Source organism: Ensifer sp. VA4 (assembly GCF_055710065.1).
In genome coordinates this window covers 238768-257593 of record NZ_JBVQPO010000005.1, presented here as the reverse complement: position 1 = coordinate 257593, position 18826 = coordinate 238768, and the positions used below count along the sequence as shown (strand labels likewise).

Annotated in this window: 18 protein-coding genes; 8 read left to right on the top strand and 10 right to left on the bottom strand. The window is 62.0% G+C overall.

Annotation, left to right across the window (positions count from 1 at the left end; translation table 11 throughout):
• Window positions 1-6 precede the first annotated feature (6 nt).
• A complete protein-coding gene (locus AC0C6X_RS10645) occupies window positions 7-657 on the top strand; it encodes a TetR/AcrR family transcriptional regulator (protein WP_173516111.1) in 651 nt (216 codons plus the stop codon).
• Window positions 658-673: 16 nt separating this feature from the next.
• On the opposite strand, the gene groL is transcribed toward AC0C6X_RS10645, so the two are convergent.
• The 5 genes from groL to AC0C6X_RS10620 all read right to left on the bottom strand — a co-directional run bounded on the left by groL (window position 674) and on the right by AC0C6X_RS10620 (window position 6959).
• Complete coding sequence (gene groL / locus AC0C6X_RS10640; RefSeq protein WP_173516112.1) at window positions 674-2299, bottom strand: chaperonin GroEL; 1626 nt, start codon at window positions 2297-2299, stop codon at window positions 674-676.
• Window positions 2300-2410: 111 nt separating this feature from the next.
• A complete protein-coding gene (locus AC0C6X_RS10635; protein WP_173516113.1) occupies window positions 2411-2644 on the bottom strand; it encodes a hypothetical protein in 234 nt (77 codons plus the stop codon).
• 135 nt (window positions 2645-2779) lie between these two features.
• Window positions 2780-3787 (bottom strand): lysophospholipid acyltransferase family protein, encoded by a 1008-nt coding sequence (locus AC0C6X_RS10630; protein WP_173516114.1) that lies wholly within the window; start codon window positions 3785-3787, stop codon window positions 2780-2782.
• A complete protein-coding gene (locus AC0C6X_RS10625; protein ID WP_312032979.1) occupies window positions 3774-5141 on the bottom strand; it encodes a cytochrome P450 in 1368 nt (455 codons plus the stop codon). Before AC0C6X_RS10625 ends, AC0C6X_RS10630 begins: the two co-directional genes overlap by 14 nt.
• Window positions 5142-5765: 624 nt before the next feature.
• The gene (locus AC0C6X_RS10620) at window positions 5766-6959 is read right to left on the bottom strand and encodes a hypothetical protein (protein WP_173516116.1); all 1194 of its coding nucleotides are present in this window, start codon (window positions 6957-6959) and stop codon (window positions 5766-5768) included.
• 425 nt (window positions 6960-7384) lie between these two features.
• Between AC0C6X_RS10620 and parC the strand changes: the two genes are divergently transcribed.
• Window positions 7385-9661 (top strand): DNA topoisomerase IV subunit A, encoded by a 2277-nt coding sequence (gene parC / locus AC0C6X_RS10615; RefSeq protein WP_173516117.1) that lies wholly within the window; start codon window positions 7385-7387, stop codon window positions 9659-9661.
• Here the strand turns inward: parC and AC0C6X_RS10610 are convergent.
• A complete protein-coding gene (locus AC0C6X_RS10610; RefSeq protein WP_173516118.1) occupies window positions 9651-9806 on the bottom strand; it encodes a hypothetical protein in 156 nt (51 codons plus the stop codon). The genes parC and AC0C6X_RS10610 overlap by 11 nt on opposite strands.
• A gap of 24 nt (window positions 9807-9830) precedes the next feature.
• Here AC0C6X_RS10610 and AC0C6X_RS10605 point away from each other — a divergent pair, with 24 nt between their 5' ends.
• Window positions 9831-10253 (top strand): helix-turn-helix domain-containing protein, encoded by a 423-nt coding sequence (locus AC0C6X_RS10605; protein WP_376741624.1) that lies wholly within the window; start codon window positions 9831-9833, stop codon window positions 10251-10253.
• A gap of 10 nt (window positions 10254-10263) precedes the next feature.
• Here the strand turns inward: AC0C6X_RS10605 and AC0C6X_RS10600 are convergent, their stop codons facing one another.
• The 4 genes from AC0C6X_RS10600 to hemB all read right to left on the bottom strand — a co-directional run bounded on the left by AC0C6X_RS10600 (window position 10264) and on the right by hemB (window position 13773).
• Entirely contained in the window at window positions 10264-11160 is an 897-nt protein-coding gene (locus AC0C6X_RS10600) for a DMT family transporter (protein WP_472952982.1), read from the bottom strand.
• Between the two features lie 3 nt (window positions 11161-11163).
• Window positions 11164-11952, bottom strand: a complete 789-nt coding sequence (locus AC0C6X_RS10595) for an arginyltransferase (RefSeq protein ID WP_247957822.1) — start codon at window positions 11950-11952, stop codon at window positions 11164-11166.
• A gap of 140 nt (window positions 11953-12092) precedes the next feature.
• Window positions 12093-12557, bottom strand: a complete 465-nt coding sequence (locus AC0C6X_RS10590) for an RDD family protein (RefSeq protein WP_247957821.1) — start codon at window positions 12555-12557, stop codon at window positions 12093-12095.
• A 199-nt stretch (window positions 12558-12756) separates the two neighbouring features.
• Window positions 12757-13773, bottom strand: a complete 1017-nt coding sequence (hemB, locus tag AC0C6X_RS10585) for a porphobilinogen synthase (RefSeq protein WP_247957820.1) — start codon at window positions 13771-13773, stop codon at window positions 12757-12759.
• Window positions 13774-13956: 183 nt separating this feature from the next.
• Between hemB and AC0C6X_RS10580 the strand changes: the two genes are divergently transcribed.
• From AC0C6X_RS10580 to nrdR, 5 genes are all read left to right on the top strand, one after another.
• Window positions 13957-14394, top strand: a complete 438-nt coding sequence (locus AC0C6X_RS10580; RefSeq protein WP_472953156.1) for a DUF6163 family protein — start codon at window positions 13957-13959, stop codon at window positions 14392-14394.
• Window positions 14395-14524: 130 nt separating this feature from the next.
• Window positions 14525-15037, top strand: coding sequence for a transcriptional regulator LdtR (gene ldtR / locus AC0C6X_RS10575; protein ID WP_065777474.1), 513 nt, complete (start codon window positions 14525-14527; stop codon window positions 15035-15037).
• Window positions 15038-15531: 494 nt separating this feature from the next.
• Entirely contained in the window at window positions 15532-16857 is a 1326-nt protein-coding gene (locus AC0C6X_RS10570; RefSeq protein WP_173516124.1) for a L,D-transpeptidase family protein, read from the top strand.
• A 183-nt stretch (window positions 16858-17040) separates the two neighbouring features.
• Window positions 17041-18336, top strand: coding sequence for a serine hydroxymethyltransferase (gene glyA, locus AC0C6X_RS10565; protein WP_173516125.1), 1296 nt, complete (start codon window positions 17041-17043; stop codon window positions 18334-18336).
• A 10-nt stretch (window positions 18337-18346) separates the two neighbouring features.
• A complete protein-coding gene (gene nrdR / locus AC0C6X_RS10560) occupies window positions 18347-18820 on the top strand; it encodes a transcriptional regulator NrdR (RefSeq protein ID WP_034803756.1) in 474 nt (157 codons plus the stop codon).
• The last annotated feature ends 6 nt before the right edge of the window (window positions 18821-18826 follow it).

Here is an 18826-nt window from a genome sequence, read left to right as displayed (position 1 = left end):
TCTAGAGTGATCATTGTGAAAAATAGTGAGGCTTTGGTATCATCCTCGCGCCGTCGCGGGCGACCACGCGCCTTCGATCGTGAGGTGGCTCTGGCGGCAGCCGGGGAAACCTTCTGGCGGCTCGGCTATGAAGGGGCGTCGATTGCCGATCTGACCGCCGCCATGGGGATTACGCCGCAGAGTCTCTATGCGGCCTTCACTTCGAAGGCCGACCTCTATCGGGAAGCGCTCGACCAGTACCGGAAAGAGGAGGGGGCTGCCGCGGGCCGAAATCTCGCCAGCGAAGGGCATGTGGTCGAGGTGATCGGCAAGATGCTGCGTGCCTCCGCCCATGAGTTCACGCGTCCAGGCAGACCGAAGGGCTGCATGATCTCAACCGCGGTATTGACCTGCGCCGTTGAGAACCAGGCGATCGCGAGGCATGTCAGGGCGCTGCGAAGCGAGACCCTGGCGCTGCTGGAGCATCGCTTCCGGCAGGGCGTTGTCGATGGGGAGTTGCGCGGCGATACGGATGTCGCGGGATTAGCGCGCTTCGTCGGCGCGATTCTTCAGGGCATGACGGTGCAGGCGCAGGACGGCGCCAGCGAAGCGGAACTCTTGCCGATCGCCGAACTGGCAATCGCCGAGGTCGCACGTCACCTGTCTGCTTCCCTCTGAAAGACCCGAGCGACCCTCAGTAGTCCATGCCGGGACCGGGCGGCGGCGCGGGTCCATTCTTCTTCGGTTTTTCCGCGACCATGGCCTCGGTCGTCACCAGGAGGCCGGCGATGGAAGCCGCATCCTGCAGCGCCGCACGCACCACCTTGACGGGATCGATGACGCCCATGCGGAAGAGGTCGCCATATTCGCCGGTCTGGGCATTCCAGCCGTGGGCGAAGTCATTTTTCTCCCGGAGCTTTCCGACGATCAGGGAGCCTTCTGCACCGGCATTTTCGGCAATCTGACGCACGGGCATCTCGACTGCCCGCCGAACGATCTCGACGCCGACGCGCTGATCGTCATTGCCGGCCTTGAGCCCGTCGAGCGCATGCACGACCCTGAGCAGCGCGACGCCGCCGCCGGGCAGAATGCCTTCCTCTACCGCGGCTCGCGTCGCATGCAGGGCGTCGTCGACGCGGTCCTTCTTCTCCTTCACTTCCACTTCGGTCGAGCCGCCAACCCGGATCACCGCAACGCCGCCGGCGAGTTTGGCGAGCCGTTCCTGCAGCTTTTCCCGATCGTAGTCGGACGTCGTTTCCTCGATCTGTGCCTTGATCTGGCTGACACGTCCGCCGATATCAGCCTTCGTTCCGGCGCCATCGACGATCGTGGTGTTTTCCTTTTCGACCATGACCCGCTTGGCGCGCCCGAGCGTGTCGAGCGTCACGTTTTCAAGCTTGATGCCGAGATCCTCGGAAATGACCGTACCGCCCGTCAGGATGGCGATGTCCTCGAGAATCGCCTTGCGCCGATCTCCGAAGCCGGGGGCTTTGACGGCCGCGATCTTGAGACCACCGCGCAGCTTGTTGACGACGAGCGTGGCAAGCGCTTCGCCCTCCACGTCCTCGGCGATGATCAGCAAGGGATGGCTCGCCTGGATCACGGATTCGAGGATCGGGATCATGGCCTGCAGATTGGAGAGCTTCTTTTCGTGGATGAGAATATACGGGTCTTCGAATTCGACGCGCATCTTCTCCTGGTCGGTAATGAAGTAGGGGGAAAGGTAGCCGCGGTCGAACTGCATACCCTCGACGATCTCAAGTTCGATCTCGGCGGTTTTGGCTTCCTCGACGGTGATCACGCCCTCATTGCCGACGCGCTCCATCGCCTTTGCCAGGTAGTTGCCGATTTCCTTGTCGCCGTTCGCCGAGATCGTGCCGACCTGGGCGATCTCCTCGTTGTTGGAGATCTTTCGGGCATGGGTCTTCAGTTGCGCGACGATCGCGTCGACGGCGAGATCGATACCGCGCTTGAGGTCCATCGGGTTCATGCCCGATGCGATCGCCTTGACGCCCTCCCGGACAATGGCTTGAGCAAGCACGGTGGCCGTCGTCGTTCCGTCACCGGCGACGTCGCTGGTGCGCGACGCAACTTCACGCAGCATCTGCGCGCCCATATTCTCGAATTTGTCTTCGAGTTCGATCTCCTTGGCAACCGAGACGCCGTCCTTGGTGACGCGCGGCGCGCCAAAAGCCTTGTCGATCACCACATTCCGCCCCTTCGGGCCGAGCGTCACCTTCACGGCATCGGCGAGGATATCGACACCACGCAGCATACGGTCGCGGGCATCGCTGCTGAACTTGACTTCCTTGGCTGCCATTGTTGACCTCCCTCAACACCAAACACGTACCCTCATGCTCCCGCCGCGCGTCGCGCCGGGGCAACCCTGCATGCAATCGAAAAGCTTCAGCGCGCCTCGCTGCCTGTTCGGCTACGTCGCGAAGTCCCGTTCCTCGTCATTGTCCGGCGTCAGAATATCGATCAATGCCGCAACCCGGCCAGCGGGCAGGTGGCGGCCTTCGCCAATCAGCGCCTCGTCGTTGTTGACCCAGGCGATGGCCTCTGCAAGTTCGCCCGCCGTCGCGCCGGTCGCCAGCAACTCGGCCATCAGCGTCTCGTCGACCGGGCCAAGGATAGCGGTAATATCCGCCTGCTTCAGTCCCATGGGCTCCTCCTTCCGTTTTATCGGTCAGGAATGCGGGGACCTCGGATCCCCGCCCAAAGTAAATAGGCCGGGGTCCGAAGGCATCAAGCGCTGATCATATCATGGAAGCCGAGCGGACAAAAAACCGCGGTGCCGTCATTCCGGCCGAAGCGCGTTGTCCAGGAAATACCATTGGTCGAGATGCGCTCGAACGATGGGCTCGATCGCGTCGTTCAGAAGCAGCATATCGTCCAGGAGGCGCGCATTTGCAGGATCTGAGGCTGGAAGCCGGATGGGCTCCAGCGCCTGGCATTCGAAGCGGAAACCATCGGTACGCAGGCCGTACCAGGGGCAGATCGTGGCACCTGTCATGCGTGCCAGGCGAACGGCAAGCGCGAGATTGCCTTCCTGATGCGGTTTGCGGTCGAAGAATGGTCCGCGGATCATGCCGCCAAAACCTTCGTCGCAGAACATGCTGACAACACCGCCGCTTTTCAGGACCTTGAGCGCCGGCCGAATCCCTTCAGCGCCCGGCGGGAGAAACCGCAAGCCGGCCCTGCTGCGGACTCGTTCGGCGATCCACGCCTTGGCCCGGCTTTTCGGGGGAACGTAGAAGGCATGAGCCTGAAGGTCGAAATGCCGCAGCGCGATCGGTCCCACTTCCCAATTGCCGAGATGGAGTCCAACAACGATGACCGGGCCCTCGTCCGCTGCCTTGCGGATGGGGGCGAGGCCGTCGGACCGGAGCCTGTTGCGGTGCCGTTGCAACCTGTTGAGGACGGAGAATTCGGTCATCAGGCGGCCCTGAGCCCGACAGTTTTCGAGAAACAGCGCCTCCTGTTCCTCGGCGTTCAGGTCGGGACGCAGATGCCGTATCGTCTCCCGGGCACGTCGCGAAGCAACCTTATGAAAGCGCGGAACGGCGAACAGCCCGAGTGTCGCACCCAAGCGCGAGCAAGCATCCATCGGCAGCAGTTTCATGCCGAAATGAGCAAGTAGGTCGATCAGGTTCCATAGGTTGTCGGTGACCCAATAGCGCCAAAAAGCCCGCCAGCGATCGCCGCCCGCCAGTGCGTCGGCAAGCCGGGGCGCGTCTTCTTCGGTGAAGCTCCAGGCTCTGCGCCTGGCAATCGGCTCGCGCAGGGGCGATTCATCCGGCGCCATGCGACGTGCTCTCCCGTTTGTGAAGGGTCACGGGAAGGCCACCCTTCGGCCGCAATGTCAAGCGGCAGATCGGTTCGACCGCATGGTGCTCTCGGACCCTGACCCGGAACTGCTGAGCGATGATCGCCAGGCACAGGATCGCTTCCGTCAGACCGAAATGCAGGCCGGGGCAGACGCGCGGGCCGCTTGCGAAGGGAATGAAGCTGTAGGGCGTCGGACGACGGCCCTCGGTGAACCGCTCCGGATGGAAATGGTGCGGGTCTTCGAAGAGGCTCGCGGTGCGGTGGAGGAGCCATGGCACGATCAGGACCAGCGAGCCCGGTTCGGCAGCGACGTCGCCGATCATGTCCGCCTCGCGCGTCTGTCGCGCCAGGATCGGAACCGGCGGGTAGAGGCGAAGCGTTTCCTCGATGACGGCCCGGCACCATTCGAACTGCGGCACGTCGTCGATCGTTGGCATTCGGTCGCCGCAGATCCTGGCAATCTCGTCGTGGACGGCCTTCTCGATCCAGCCCGCCTTGGAAAGCAGATACAAGGTCCAGGTCAGCGTGGCTGCTGTCGTCTCATGACCGGCCATGAAGATGGTCGCGGCCTCGTTGCGCAAGGCGACGAGGTCGAGCTTCAGCTCCGGATTTCGCTGCTGCCGCCGGATGAGCAGTTCGACCATGGAGTTGTGGTCACCGCGCCCGGCAAGATGATCCTCCACCACCTTGTCGATGGTCCCGTGGATGCGCTTGACCGAGCGGCGCAGGCTCGGGGTGCGCAGGACGGGGAGCCCGTCGTCGAAGCCGAGGAAATAGCCGATGTTGATGGAATCGACCAGCGACTGGTAACTGGTGAAGCCCTCGGTCACGGCGGTCGCACTGTCGTCGCCGAGTTGGTTGCCGAAGACGCTGCGCGCGATGATCTCGGCGGTCAGGCCCGCCATTTCGTGGAGCGCGTTGACCTCGGCCCCATCGGGCATCCGGTTCCAGCGCTCGACCAGTTCGCTGGTCGTCTTCTCCATGACGGGGCCGAAGGACGGGACCCTTTTGGCGTGGACGATGTCCGCTACCAACGGCCGTCGTTGCTTCCACGTGTCGCCGTCGGAAATGAACAACCCGTCCCCGAGCAGGAATTCGAGTGCCCGGCGCATCTGCGGGCTCTTGCGCTCGAAGTTCTCGTGCCGCTTGACGACCACCTGCCGGATCAAGTCGGGTGAGTTGACGACGATGATCTGCCGGCCGAGAATCCGGATCTGCGAGACGGTTTCGGTATAATCGCCGGCACGCCAGATCGACAGGAAATCCGTCCGCGCCTGGAGCAGGAGCCGCAGCGGCTTACCTGGTGGACCCGAATAGTAATCGGCGCGCACGGGGGCGAATTTCCCCTCTGCCAATTCTTCTCTAAAATTTACAGACTGCTGGAGCCAGGCGAGCATTTACGTCCGATCTGCCGAAATGTGAAGATGATATTCAGGCGTATACTTGTATATCGTAAATTAAGTCTGGGACGCTCCTGCTACGCCTTAGATGTACTCAAGTTCGTCAGAAGTCGGATTTTCAGTAGCGTGAGTATGGCATGCCCGATTTTGATGAAAAACGCCATCGCCCGGCCGCGAAATTTTCTTGATGCCATGAATAGCATGCTGAGAAAGTGACGATCGCTGCAACCGATGCGCGCTCCGCCAAGAGTACCGTGCCAGCCGAAAGCATGTCTGCAAGTAAAAGCGGCCCTTGACCTGTGGAGGGCCGATGCGTGCAAAATACAAATCTGCTTCAATGAAGGTGGATTGGAGGCTTCGCGGACCGTGTGGCAAATCGGAGGCTGCGGCGATCTTTGAATTGCAACATTGTATTTGTCCTTCAACCGGCTGCGATTGAAGGAAATATGCGGTAGCCGTGGTGCCAGTGAAGTGCGCGCGCCCGTACGGGCGCGCAACGCTTGTCGTAACGTCGCTTGTTCCGAGCGCGGCTGAGGCCGGGAACTGTTGCGAGGATCAGTCGTTCGCGGTCACCTTGACGCCGAGCACCGACGGAATGGTGTTCGGTGCGCCCATGGCGGCGCCCATGATCATCGGGAACGGAACCGGCTTTTCCGGTGCCGCGCTGATCGTCAGGCTCTTCGGGCCATCGAGATAGGCGTTCACGGCGGCGGATACCTGGTTCTGCAGTTCCGGCACGTTGAGCTGCGCCATCATGATCGGTACCAGGCCCTTCAGCGACTGAGCCATCTGCTCGCCGGAAACGCCTTGCTGCGAGCCGGCATAGTCGAGTGCCTTCTTGGTGATCGAGGCATCATCGAAGCGGATTTCGGCGCTGTTGAATGTCAGCTGCTGCATCAGGCCCATCATGGCGAGGCCCATGGCCTGGTTGGCCTCTTCCTTGTTCGGGTTGGCCTCGGCTGCCTTCATCGCCTCCTGCATCGACTTGACGAAGGCGAGCGTATAGCCCGAAAAGTCAAAGGCGAAGTTCAGCCGGCCGACATTCTTGAAGTCGAAGGCGTATTCTTCCAGGGCGACATTGCCGCTCTCGATCTCCCAGCTGCCCTTCATCGTCAGGGCGCCGTCAAGCGTGGTCAGGCCGAGCTTTTCGATTGCGTCCTTCGTCTTGGCATCCTCGACGGACGAAAGGTCCGCCTTGATGCCGGACGCCGTCGCGTCGAAGTCGAAGCCGGCATCGTTTTCCTGGCGGGCTAGGTTGGCTTCGGTGCTCTCCAGCGAGAAGACTTCCTTGCCCTTCGCACTCACGGTGATCGGCCCGGTGCTGGCGCTTTCGTAGAGGAGAATATCATTGATGGTGCCGCCGTTCGCGTTGGCGGGGATCGTCAGGCCCGAAATCAGGATATCCTTGACCGATAGGCTGCCCTCGTCCTGGCTTAGATTGACGTCGGGGAAGGATACGGTTTCTGCGTAGTATCCGCCGCCTTCGGTTTCTTCGACACCTTCGAAGGTCAGCTCGCCGATCTTCAGCGCGTCGCCCGGCTGGCTGGCGACCTTCAGCTGCACGCCGGACACCGTCACCTTGTCGCCGTCGACTTCGGCCTTGTCGTAGGTAAAGGATGTTCCGTTCGCGTTCGTCGCCGCGTCGAGCTTCTTCATCAGGTCAGCGCCGTCGAGCGCGAAGGCCGGGCCGGCGAGCGTGAGGAGCGCGGCGCTCGCCATCATCAGGCGGATCTTGCGCGTGTGCATCATAGTCGAGTTCCTTCGTAAAATCTTTGATTGTGTAGCTGTTTCGAAGATGAGGCGTGGCTAATCTGGTTTGTTTCCGCAGAGGGCGTCAACTGGGAGCGAACGGCAACATCCGATAGTTTTCGGCGGCCAGTTCGTGTCTTGCAATCCCCCTCACAATTCGTCCAAATCAACTGCAGCCGAAGCTATTACGAAACAGGGCGAAATTATATTCGCTTGGCCGAACCGCACATGTTCCCGGTCGGGCATGCTTTCCGGGATGTTACCAAGCGCTCGCCTCCGACGCATAGCCGCCCGACCGTTGCACGAACATTGCGCCGGAGCAAGCGGATCGCTTCGACCGCCAACAGTTGGCCGACAGGGGGTTCTCCACAATCGCATCCCCTGAAAACCTTGCTGTTCCGGGTTTGTTGCGTTAGCAAGGACCCATGGGACAAAGCCTTACTCCCCCGTCAGGCGGGGACGACAATATTCAGCCGGTTGACCTCAAGGCGGCGCTGGAAGAGCGTTATCTTGCCTATGCCTTGTCGACCATCATGCATCGCGCGCTTCCGGACGTCCGCGACGGATTGAAGCCCGTGCATCGCCGCATAATCCACGCGATGAGCGAAATGGGGCTCAGGCCCAATTCGTCGTTCAAGAAGTGCGCCCGTATCGTCGGCGACGTGATCGGTAAGTTCCACCCGCATGGCGACCAGTCGGTTTATGACGCCCTGGTTCGTTTGGCGCAGGATTTCTCGCAGCGCTATCCCGTTGTCGACGGGCAGGGCAATTTCGGCAACATCGACGGCGACAACGCCGCCGCCTACCGTTACACCGAAGCCAAGATGACCGAGGTCGCTGCCCTTCTTCTGGAAGGTATCGATCAGGACGCGGTGGATTTCCGTCCCACCTACAACGAGGAGGACCAGGAGCCGACCGTGCTTCCCGGGGCCTTCCCGAATCTGCTGGCAAATGGCGCCACCGGCATTGCGGTCGGCATGGCCACCTCGATCCCGCCGCACAACGCCCACGAACTGTGCGACGCGGCGCTGCACCTCATCCGCCATCCGGACGCGAGCGTCGAGGATCTGCTTTACGATCCGGCCAATCCGCAGAAGGGTGGCATTGAAGGCCCCGATTTCCCGACCGGCGGCGTGATCGTCGAAAGCCGCGAAAGCATGGCCGAGTCCTATCGCACGGGCCGTGGCGGTTTCCGTGTCCGCGCTCGCTGGGTGCAGGAGGATCTCGGCCGTGGCGGCTACCAGATCGTCGTCACCGAGATCCCCTATCAGGTCCAGAAGTCGCGGCTGATCGAAAAGATCGCCGAGCTCTTGGTCGCCCGCAAGCTGCCCCTGCTCGAAGACATCCGCGATGAATCCGCGGAAGACGTCCGCATCGTTCTCGTGCCGAAGAGCCGCTCGGTCGACGCCGGCATCCTGATGGAGTCGCTCTTCAAGCTGACCGAGCTCGAAAGCCGCATCTCGCTCAACATGAACGTGCTGTCCATGGGGCGCGTGCCGAAGGTCATGGCGCTCAACGAGGTGCTCTCGGAATGGCTGGCGCACCGTCGCGAGGTGCTGCAGCGCCGCTCCCGCCATCGCCTGTCGGCCATCGACCGCCGGCTGGAAATCCTTGGCGGCTATCTCGTCGCCTATCTGAACATCGACGAAGTCATTCGCATCATCCGCGAGGAAGACGAGCCGAAGCCGGTCATGATGGAGCGCTTCTCGCTCACCGATCTGCAGGCCGAGTCGATCCTCAACATGCGCCTGCGCGCCTTGCGCCGGCTCGAAGAGTTCGAGATTCGCACCGAATTCGACGCGCTTTCGAAGGAGAAGGCCGAAATCGAAGCGCTGCTCGCCTCGGCGGAGAAGCAGTGGCAGACCGTCGCCTGGGAGATCGGCGAGGTCAAAAAGAAGTTTGCCAAGGCCACCGAGATCGGCAAGCGTCGCAGCACCTTCGCCGATGCACCGGAGGCTGACGTCGAAGCGATCCAGCAGGCGATGATCGAGAAGGAACCGATCACCGTCGTCATCTCGGAAAAGGGCTGGATCCGGGCGTTGAAGGGTCACATCTCCGATACGTCCTCGCTCCAGTTCAAGGAGGGCGATGCGCTCAAGGTGGCGTTCCCGGCGCAGACGACCGACAAGATCCTCGTCTTCACGACGGGCGGCAAGGTCTACACGCTCGGCGGCGACAAGCTGCCTGGCGGTCGCGGCCACGGTGAGCCGCTGCGCATCATCGTCGACATGGAGAACGACCAGGACGTTCTGACCGCCTTCGTCCACGATTCGGCCCGCAAGCTCATCGTCTCGTCGGCTGCCGGCAACGGATTCGTCGTCACGGAAAGCGACATCGTCGCCAATACCCGCAAGGGCAAGCAGGTGATGAACGTCTCGATGCCCGACGAAACCAAGCTGGTCGTGCCGGTCAAGGGTGACCACGTTGCCGTCGTCGGCGAGAACCGCAAGATGCTCGTCTTCCCGCTCGTCCAGATCCCAGAAATGGCGCGCGGCAAGGGCGTCCGGCTGCAGCGCTACAAGGATGGCGGCATCTCCGACATCCGCTGCTTCACGATCGCCGAAGGGCTCGTCTGGGAAGACAGCGCCGGCCGCGTCTTTACCAAGACGAAGGATGAGCTGATCGAGTGGCAGGGCGATCGCGCGTCGGCAGGCCGCGTCGTTCCGAAGGGCTTCCCGCGCAGTGGAAAGTTCAGCGGCTGACCAGCAATTGCTGGCCGTGCGGCAGACGAAGCGCATGGCCGGTGTCCCGTTCCGGGGCACTGAATTTGTTCGTTAAGGTATTGGAAATACAGTTGAAACCGAGCGAGATGCGGCGCTTGTAAGTGCCGCACGTATCGTGGATCACTGGCCATCCAACAGGATGGTGCCAATGCCGAATGCCAACACTCTCGACGATATTCTCCTGGCGCTCGCCAGCCCGGTTCGCCGGCGGATCTTCGAGATCCTCTTTGCCGGTGAGGCGCGTGTCACCGACATCGCCTCGGCCGTTGCGGTGCGAGGCGAAGAACTGGAGAAGCACATCGTACTCCTTGAGGCAGCGGGTCTCGTCACGCGCTTGCGGCGTCGCGAAGGCGAATCCCTAAGCGGGAATCCGGCGCCATTGAGCGAGGCGGCCACCTGGATCAACACCAATCGTGAGTTGTGGGCGATGCGCGTGCAGATGCCCGAAACCCGACTGGCATCCGCCGCACCGGAACCGGTGCCGGAACGGACGCCGATTCGCGACCGCCGTGGCGAGGCTGACCAGAAGTCGCGCCGTCCGCGGCCGACCGGTCCTCGCCGCGACCATTGATCCGATATCGTTACTCGGCGCAGATCACTGCGGCTCTCAGCGCTCGGCTGCGCATCTGCCAGAGCGAATGGCCGATGAGCGCCAGGATCAGGATCGCGCCGCCCAGCAAGGTCTGCATCGTCGGGGTTTCGGCAAAGACCAGCCAGACCCAGATCGGCGCCAGGATCGTTTCGAGCAGGTAGAACATGCCCACTTCCGGCGCGGAGAGGTAACGCGGTCCCGTCGCCAGGCAGAAGAAGGCGAGCGGGATCATCACGAGGCCGTTGAAGAAGATGTAACCGGGCTCGGCGATCGAGAAGCCCGGAGGGGGTAGCATCAGCAGAGCGACCGCTGCCGGGAAGATCGCCGTCACCAACGGTACCAGCGCCATGTCGCGCTTGCTCGCGCGGCTGATCGTGATGGCACTGGCCAGGAGAAAGGCAGAGGACGCCGCCATCGCATCGCCGAAGAGATGGCCGCTTTCCAATCCGTCCTGGACGATCAATCCGACACCGAACACCATGACCAGCATCGTCACCAACGTGGCGTTCGATGGCCGTTCCCTCAGGAAGATCCAGGACAAGATGGCGGCAAACATCGAGGTGAAGGCGAGGATGAAGACCACATTCGCCGTCGAGGTGTTGAAGACGGCGAGCAGGAAGGTGCAGGAATTGATGCCGTAGAACAGCCCGACGGCAAGCCCGGTCTTGCCCGGCACGAGGGAGATCTTCCGGCCGAACATGCGGTTGATCACGAACCAGGCGCCGAGCGCGACGACGAACGTCGACAGGCTGCGCACCGCAAGCAGCGACCAGACGTCGCCACCGGCGGAGCGGATGAGCGGAATGTCGAAGGAGAGCGCGAGACCGCCGAGACCGGTGATGGCAAGGCCGCGCCGGTGCATCGCGGCATCGGAAGATGAACTCAATTTCTAACCCGTTTTCGTAGGTGCGGCTTCCACTGTGGCGTCTCCGCCTTCGTAGCGTTCCCAGCCACGGGCCATAAGGTGCTCTTGCGGCAAAAACTTTGTCTTATAGCCCATCTTCCGCGATCCCTTGACCCAATAGCCAAGATAGACATGGGGCAATCCGCGCTCTCTGGCGCGGCGAATGTGGTCGAGAATCATGAACGTGCCGAGCGAGCGGTCTTCTCGATCGGGATCGAAGAAGGAGTAGACCATCGAAAGCCCGTCGCCCATGCGATCTGTCAGCGCTGCCGCGATCAGCGGCCCGCGCGCTTTCTCGCTGACGCCGTCGCCTTCGACCCTAAGGCGATATTCGATGATCTTCGTGTGCACATGCGTATCCTCGACCATCATCGCGTAGTCGAGCACCGACATGTCCGACATGCCGCCCTTCTGGTGTCTGCGGTCGAGGTACCGACGGAAAAGATTGTACTGCTCGCTGGACGGCTCGGCCGGATACTCCGCCGAGGTCACATCCTGATTGGCGGCAAGCACCCGGCGCATGGAGCGGCTGGGCTTGAACTCGTTGGCGAGAATGCGCACCGAGATACAGGCGCGACAGGTCTCACAGGCCGGGCGGTAGGCGATGTTCTGCGAGCGGCGGAAGCCGCCCTGCGTCAGGAGATCGTTGAGTTCAGGCGCGCGCTCGCCCACCATGTGGGTGAAGACTTTTCGCTCCATCTCGTTCGGCAGGTAGGGGCAGGCTGCCGGCGCAGTGAGGTAGAATTGCGGAGACGGTGCGGTCTGTGTGTTCATCGAGTGCGGAGGTTACTCTTCACGCGGTTGCTCATGACAATAGCATGGCGGAAGAATGGAAAACGTCAACTCACTCGTTTGCAGCTTCCGCCTCCGCCAGCCAGTTATTTTAGCGTTGCCGACAATGGGCGCGCTTCCGGTCAGTACATGTCACGGCGGACCATGACGGTGCCAATCAGCAGGTCATGCAGCAGGCGGCTGCGATCGGTAAAGAGGCCGATCAGCAGGATCAGCGGCGTCAGCAGGGCGTTGGCGATCCAGAAGATGACGAGGTGGACGATGGCGGTCAGGAAATCCATCGGGCGTCCGTCGGTGCGGGCGACCGCCAATCCCATCATCCGCATGCCGGGGGAGGCCTGCTCCCGCCCGCCGACGGTCAGGCCGAAATAAAGCATTGCGACGATGGCAAAGAGCGCCGGGTACAGCATGAAGCCGAGGCCGAGCGTGAGGATGCCCAGGAAGAAGACGACGATCGCCGCCGGGATCCACAGAAGCGCGATGATGGCGTAATCCAGCAGGAACGCGAATATGCGCCGGGAGAGCACGCCCTGATAGGCGCGCCAATCATTGCTCGGCAGCCTCAGTTCTTCGTTGTGCATGGTCATCCGTTCAAGCCTCGCTTGGGTGCATGCAGAATATGGGACGGTGACGCCTGCAAAACAAGGATCGCGGGCCCCTGCCTAATTCCTTAGGTCGGAAACGATATCCGGACAAAATATCCGGCAACTCAAAATGCTGCGGCGACCCCCGCACGTCTGAAAAGACGCGAGGCGCCGCAGAACTTCGGGCCCAGGAACCCTGGACCTAGCGGCCCTTGGCGAGGATGCGAGCGACCTCGACGGCGAAATAGCTGAGGATGCCGTCGCAGCCGGCGCGCTTGAAGGCGAGCAGCGTTTCCAGCATTACCTTCTCGCCGTCGATCCAGCCGTTGGCGGCGGCGGCTTTTATTTGCGAATATTCGCCGGACACCTGGTAGGCGAAGACCGGCAGTCCGAAGGCCTCCTTCATCCGCCAGCAGATGTCGAGATAGGGGAGGCCCGGCTTTACCATCAACATGTCGGCGCCTTCCTCGACGTCGAGCGCGGCGTCGCGGATGGCTTCCGTGCCGTTGGCCGGATCGATGTAATAGGTCTTCTTGTCGCCCTTGAGCAGGCCCCCGGTGCCGATCGCTTCGCGATAGGGGCCGTAGAAGCCGGAGGCGAACTTCGTCGCATAGGACATGATGCCGACATTCTGATGTCCGGCGGCGTCAAGCGCCTGGCGGATCGCGCCGATCCGGCCATCCATCATGTCGGAGGGGGCGATGATGTCGGATCCGGCATCCGCCTGGGCGACCGCCGCCCTGGAGATCATCTCGACGGTTTCATCGTTGACGATCTCGCCGTTGCGCAGGATGCCGTCGTGGCCGTGGCTGGTGAAGGGATCGAGCGCGACGTCGGTGATGACGCCGATCTCGGGCACCGCCTTCTTGAATGCGCGCGTCGCCTCATTGATTAGGTTGTCGGCGGCCAGGCTGTTGGAGCCGGTCTCGTCGCGCAGCCGCATGTCGATGTTGGGGAAGGTGGCGATCGCCGGAATGCCGAGGTCGGCCGCCTCCTTGACGGCTTCCACCGCCTTGTCGACGCTCATGCGGTTGACGCCGGGCATGGCGTCGATCGGCTGGACGATGTTGCTGCCCGGCACAATGAAGATCGGCCAGATCAGATCATCGACGGTCAGGCGGTTTTCCTGCACCAGCCGCCGCGTCCAGTCGGCCTTGCGGTTGCGGCGCATGCGGCGGTGGCCGGTGATCCTGTCCACAAGATTTGTCCTGTCGTTCATCGCGCCGCGCCTTTCCGGTAAAATCGTCGTTAGTCAAGCGCTTTATCATGGGGCGGCGGCAATTGGGAACCGCGCGTCCGGCGAATAGGCTGCGGCATTTCTTCTCTTCAAATGACAACGGCAGGGGAGGGCACGCAGCGATCCCGCTGGCGGATGAGCAAGAGCCGCCCTATCTTGCCGGCCATGCTTCATGATTCTGCCCATGTGCCGAAACCATCGCTGACCGAGATCCTCTTCGGTTTCTTCCTGCGTCTGGTCGCTGCCTCGTGCATCTGGTTCGCACTCAACTACTGGGCCATGCTGATCGGCTTTTCCCATGGCGGCGCCGGTCGCTTCGATCTCTTGTCGCCCGAATGGCGTGCGGCTGCCACGGCGCTCGCCGTCGTCTATCCCGTTTCGGCGCTCGGCCTCTGGCTGCTCGTCTCCTGGGGGCCTGTCGTCTGGGTGGTCGCCGCGGCGATCGAGATCGCCATGTACGAGTTCTATCCGGCCAGTTTCGGCGCCCGTCCGCTGCTGCTCGTGCTGCATGCGGCGGTTGCCGTGACCTTCGTTCTTTTCCGGGCGGCGCTCCTCTATCAGCGCTGGCGGCAGGCCAGGCAGGTAAGGGTTGATTCACCCTGAGACAGGCTCGTCAAATGGCAAGCTCTTGTTAAGGCTGCGGTTTAAGTAGAATTTTAGACGTATTCGATAGGGTCTCACTCAAGGCGGGAAGACAAACAGACACCGCCAAACAAAACAGTGAGGCAGTCAAATGAACACCAAGATGAAGCCGCAGGCGGCTCAGCCCCGAGACCCTCAGGAAGAAACCATCCGTGGTCTCTACATGGAATCCCTTCACCTCGTCGAGCGCCTGCATCGCCGTCTGCTCGACGTCATCAAGGACGAGTTCGACCGCGAAGGTCGTAGCGACGTCAACGCCGTTCAGGCCCTGTTGCTCTTCAATATCGGCAATTCGGAACTGACCGCCGGCGAACTTCGCTCCCGCGGCTACTACCTCGGCTCGAACGTCTCCTACAACGTCAAGAAGCTGGTCGACCTCGGCCTGATCAACCACCAGCGCTCCCGTGTCGATCGCCGCTCGGTTCGCATCAGCCTGACGGAAGACGGCCAGGACATCGCCGAAACCGTCGCCAAGCTTTATGAGCGCCACATCGGCTCGATCCAGAAGGTCGGCGGTATCGGTTCGGACGAGTTCACCCAGATGAACAAGCTGCTGCAGCGCCTTGATCGCTTCTGGAACGACTCGATCATGTACCGTCTCTGATCCAGGCAAAACCTCCAGTTCAAGGGTCGGGCGCAATCCCTGCGTGTCCGACCTTTGCCATTTGTCGGCGGCGCGCTCTGTTGCCCAAAGGCCGCACCCCTTCGGCACGCCAATCCGGCGTTTGGCCGGTTTTCCAAGTGGAAAATATTAGAATATCAAAATGTTGCTGTCTGCAGCCTGCCTGCGGGCCTGTCCTTTGCGGTGAAAAGCAAATGGCGTGCCACGTCGTCGTTCAGCCTCGCCGAGACACGAATTGGCCATATTGCTGTGACAGCGACGACGACATGCGGTAGGTGCGGCCACGTGGTTTCTCGAGCGTGGATTCATTTCGCGTTTCGCCTGCCGGATGAGGGTTCTCACTCGCGGTATCGTGAAAACTTGTGAGGGCAGGGTGGCTCGTTGGTTGACCTTTGTTAACCACGATCGTGTTAGGGCTCCGGCAACATGCGTGCCAGCGCATAGGGCGCGTGCCAACGCATTGGGATGGTAGGAATATGTCGAAAAAGAATGGAATTGATGCATTCTCGCGCCGCGCCTTTCTGCGCTCGGCGGCAACCTTCGGTGCTGTGGCGGTCGCCGGTGCGGCAAGCGCACAGGATGCCCTGAACGAGATCATCAATTCGCCGCGCCGCGGTTCCTGGGATGACCAGTATGACGCGAAGGCATCGCGCACCGCGACGGCAGTCGTCTCGAACACGCCGGTCTTCGGCCCGGAAACGATCGCCCACGTGCAGCAGGCGATCTTCGACTACCAGAACATCGTTTCGCAAGGCGGCTGGCCGACGGTCCAGACCAGTGTCAAGCTCGAACTCGGCGTCACCGATCCGTCGGTGCAGCAGCTTCGCCAGCGTCTGATGGTTTCCGGTGACCTGCCGCAGTCGGCCGGGGTTTCCTCGTCCTTCGATTCCTACGTCGAAGGCGCGGTCAAGCGCTTCCAGGCGCGCCACGGCCTGCCGCCGGATGGCGTCATCGGCGAGTACACGCTGAAGGCGATCAACGTCGACGCCAACACCCGCCTCGGCCAGCTCCAGACCAACCTGGTGCGCCTGCAGTCGATGTCGGGCGATCTCGGCCGCCGCTACGTGATGGTCAACATTCCGGCCGCCTACATCGAAGCGGTGGAGAACGGCCGCGTGGCGCTGCGCCATACGGCGATCGTCGGCAAGATCGATCGCCAGTCGCCGATCCTCAATTCGAAGATCTACGAGGTCATCCTCAATCCCTATTGGACCGCGCCGCGCTCGATCATCCAGAAGGATATCATGCCGCTGATGCGCAAGGATCCGACCTATCTCGAGCGCAACTCCATCCGCCTGTTCGACGGCGCCGGCAACGAAGTGTCGCCGGAAACCGTCGACTGGAACGCCGAGAAGGCGCCGAACCTGATGTTCCGTCAGGACCCGGGCAAGATCAACGCGATGTCGTCGACGAAGATAAACTTCCACAACGAGCATCAGGTCTACATGCACGACACCCCGCAGCAGGGCCTGTTCAACAAGCTCATGCGCTTCGAATCGTCCGGTTGCGTGCGCGTCCAGAACGTGCGCGACCTCTCGACCTGGCTGCTCAAGGAAACCCCTGGCTGGTCGCGCCAGCAGATCGAGGCGACCATCAAGACCGGCGTCAACACGCCGATCACGCTCGCCGAGGAAGTTCCCGTTTTCTTCACCTACATCACGGCCTGGTCCGCCAAGGACGGAGTGGTGCAGTTCCGCGACGATATCTATCAGCGCGACGGCGCCACCGAACTGGCGCTTCAGACGCCCTATGGCGTCGAACAGTCCGCCGGTTCGGTCGACGACGACGCGCTGCCGCAATAAGCAAATTTGCGACACGAGATCGAAAAGCCGCGCTTCCCCTGGGAGCGCGGCTTTTTCGTGGGCGGAGCCCCGCGGTATTTCGGCGCGGCAGATGGGGGAAATGACGCAAACCGCACAGCAGATATTGCTCTCGCCGTGCGAGGAAGCTAAAGAACTGCCACCCTTGAGAGGAGCCTCGCGCCGATGCCTGAACAGACCAATGACGCCTTCTTCACCCGCTCTCTGGCCGACAGCGATCCGGATATCTTCGGTGCGATCGAGAAGGAGCTGGGTCGTCAGCGCCACGAGATCGAACTGATCGCCTCGGAGAACATCGTTTCCCGCGCCGTGCTCGAAGCCCAGGGCTCGATCATGACCAACAAATATGCCGAGGGCTATCCGGGCAAGCGCTATTACGGCGGCTGCCAGTTCGTCGATATCGCCGAGGAACTGGCGATCGAGCGCGCCAAGAAGCTCTTCGGCGTCAACTTCGCCAACGTTCAGCCGAACTCCGGTTCGCAGATGAACCAGGCCGTCTTCCTGGCGCTCCTGCAGCCAGGCGATACCTTCATGGGCCTCGACCTCAACTCGGGCGGTCACCTGACGCACGGTTCGCCGGTCAACATGTCCGGCAAGTGGTTCAACGTCGTCTCCTACGGCGTGCGTGAAGACGATCACCTGCTCGACATGGACGACGTCGCCGAGAAGGCACGCAAGCACAAGCCGAAGCTGATCATCGCCGGCGGCACGGCCTATTCGCGTGTCTGGGACTGGAAGCGCTTCCGTGAGATTGCCGACGAAATCGGCGCCTGGCTGATGGTCGACATGGCGCACATCGCCGGTCTCGTTGCCGGTGGCCAGCACCCGTCGCCGTTCCCGCATTGCCACGTCGCCACCACGACCACGCACAAGTCGCTGCGCGGCCCGCGCGGCGGCATGGTTCTGACCAACGACGAAGACATCGCCAAGAAGATCAACTCGGCCGTCTTCCCGGGCCTCCAGGGTGGCCCGCTGATGCACGTCATCGCCGCCAAGGCGGTTGCGCTCGGCGAAGCTCTGCAGCCCTCGTTCAAGGACTATGCAGCCCAGATCGTCAAGAACGCCCGCACGCTCGCCGAAACGCTCAAGGCCAATGGCCTCGACATCGTCTCCGGCGGCACCGACAACCACCTGATGCTCGTCGACCTGCGCAAGAAGAATGCGACCGGTAAGCGTGCAGAAGCCGCGCTCGGCCGCGCCTTCATCACCTGCAACAAGAACGGCATCCCGTTCGATCCCGAGAAGCCGTTCGTCACCTCGGGCGTCCGTCTCGGCACGCCGGCGGGTACGACTCGCGGCTTCAAGGAAGCCGAGTTCAAGGAAATCGGCGAACTGATCGTCGAGGTCCTCGATGGCCTGAAGGTCGCCAACTCCGACGAAGGCAATGCCGCCGTTGAAGCGGGCGTTCGCGACAAGGTCGTCAAGCTGACCGACCGTTTCCCGATGTACGGCTACATGTGATCGGTCGCCCATGCGCTGCCCCTACTGCGGTTCTGAAGACAGCCAGGTGAAGGATTCCCGTCCGGCAGAAGACGGGAACGCCATTCGCCGTCGCCGGATTTGTCCGGATTGCGGAGGTCGCTTCACGACCTTCGAGCGGGTGCAGTTGCGTGAGCTGATGATCATCAAGAAGACCGGTCGGAAGGTGCCTTTCGACCGGGACAAGCTCCTGCGGTCCTTCGAAATCGCGCTGAGGAAGCGCCCGGTCGACCGCGACCGCATCGAGCGGGCGGTCTCCGGCATCGTGCGGCGGCTCGAAAGCTCCGGCGAGACGGAGATTCCCTCCGAAGAAATCGGTTTGCAGGTGCTCGAGGCCCTCAAGAGCCTCGATGACGTTGCCTTCGTGCGTTACGCTTCGGTCTACCGCGATTTCTCGCATGCCGAGGATTTCGAGAAGGTCATCACCGAGATCAGCGCCAAGATCGCGCGCGATCCCGGCGAATAGAACACA

Bases quoted from the DNA above. Each gene is read 5' to 3' on its own strand.
- groL (WP_173516112.1), bottom strand. From the start codon at position 2,299: ATGGCAGCCAAGGAAGTCAAGTTCAGCAGCGATGCCCGCGACCGTATG.
- AC0C6X_RS10635 (WP_173516113.1), bottom strand. From the start codon at position 2,644: ATGGGACTGAAGCAGGCGGATATTACCGCTATCCTTGGCCCGGTCGAC.
- AC0C6X_RS10630 (WP_173516114.1), bottom strand. From the start codon at position 3,787: ATGGCGCCGGATGAATCGCCCCTGCGCGAGCCGATTGCCAGGCGCAGA.
- AC0C6X_RS10620 (WP_173516116.1), bottom strand. From the start codon at position 6,959: ATGATGCACACGCGCAAGATCCGCCTGATGATGGCGAGCGCCGCGCTC.
- parC (WP_173516117.1), top strand. From the start codon at position 7,385: ATGGGACAAAGCCTTACTCCCCCGTCAGGCGGGGACGACAATATTCAG.
- AC0C6X_RS10605 (WP_376741624.1), top strand. From the start codon at position 9,831: ATGCCGAATGCCAACACTCTCGACGATATTCTCCTGGCGCTCGCCAGC.
- AC0C6X_RS10595 (WP_247957822.1), bottom strand. From the start codon at position 11,952: ATGAACACACAGACCGCACCGTCTCCGCAATTCTACCTCACTGCGCCG.
- AC0C6X_RS10590 (WP_247957821.1), bottom strand. From the start codon at position 12,557: ATGACCATGCACAACGAAGAACTGAGGCTGCCGAGCAATGATTGGCGC.
- hemB (WP_247957820.1), bottom strand. From the start codon at position 13,773: ATGAACGACAGGACAAATCTTGTGGACAGGATCACCGGCCACCGCCGC.
- AC0C6X_RS10580 (WP_472953156.1), top strand. From the start codon at position 13,957: ATGCTTCATGATTCTGCCCATGTGCCGAAACCATCGCTGACCGAGATC.
- ldtR (WP_065777474.1), top strand. From the start codon at position 14,525: ATGAACACCAAGATGAAGCCGCAGGCGGCTCAGCCCCGAGACCCTCAG.
- AC0C6X_RS10570 (WP_173516124.1), top strand. From the start codon at position 15,532: ATGTCGAAAAAGAATGGAATTGATGCATTCTCGCGCCGCGCCTTTCTG.
- glyA (WP_173516125.1), top strand. From the start codon at position 17,041: ATGCCTGAACAGACCAATGACGCCTTCTTCACCCGCTCTCTGGCCGAC.
- nrdR (WP_034803756.1), top strand. From the start codon at position 18,347: ATGCGCTGCCCCTACTGCGGTTCTGAAGACAGCCAGGTGAAGGATTCC.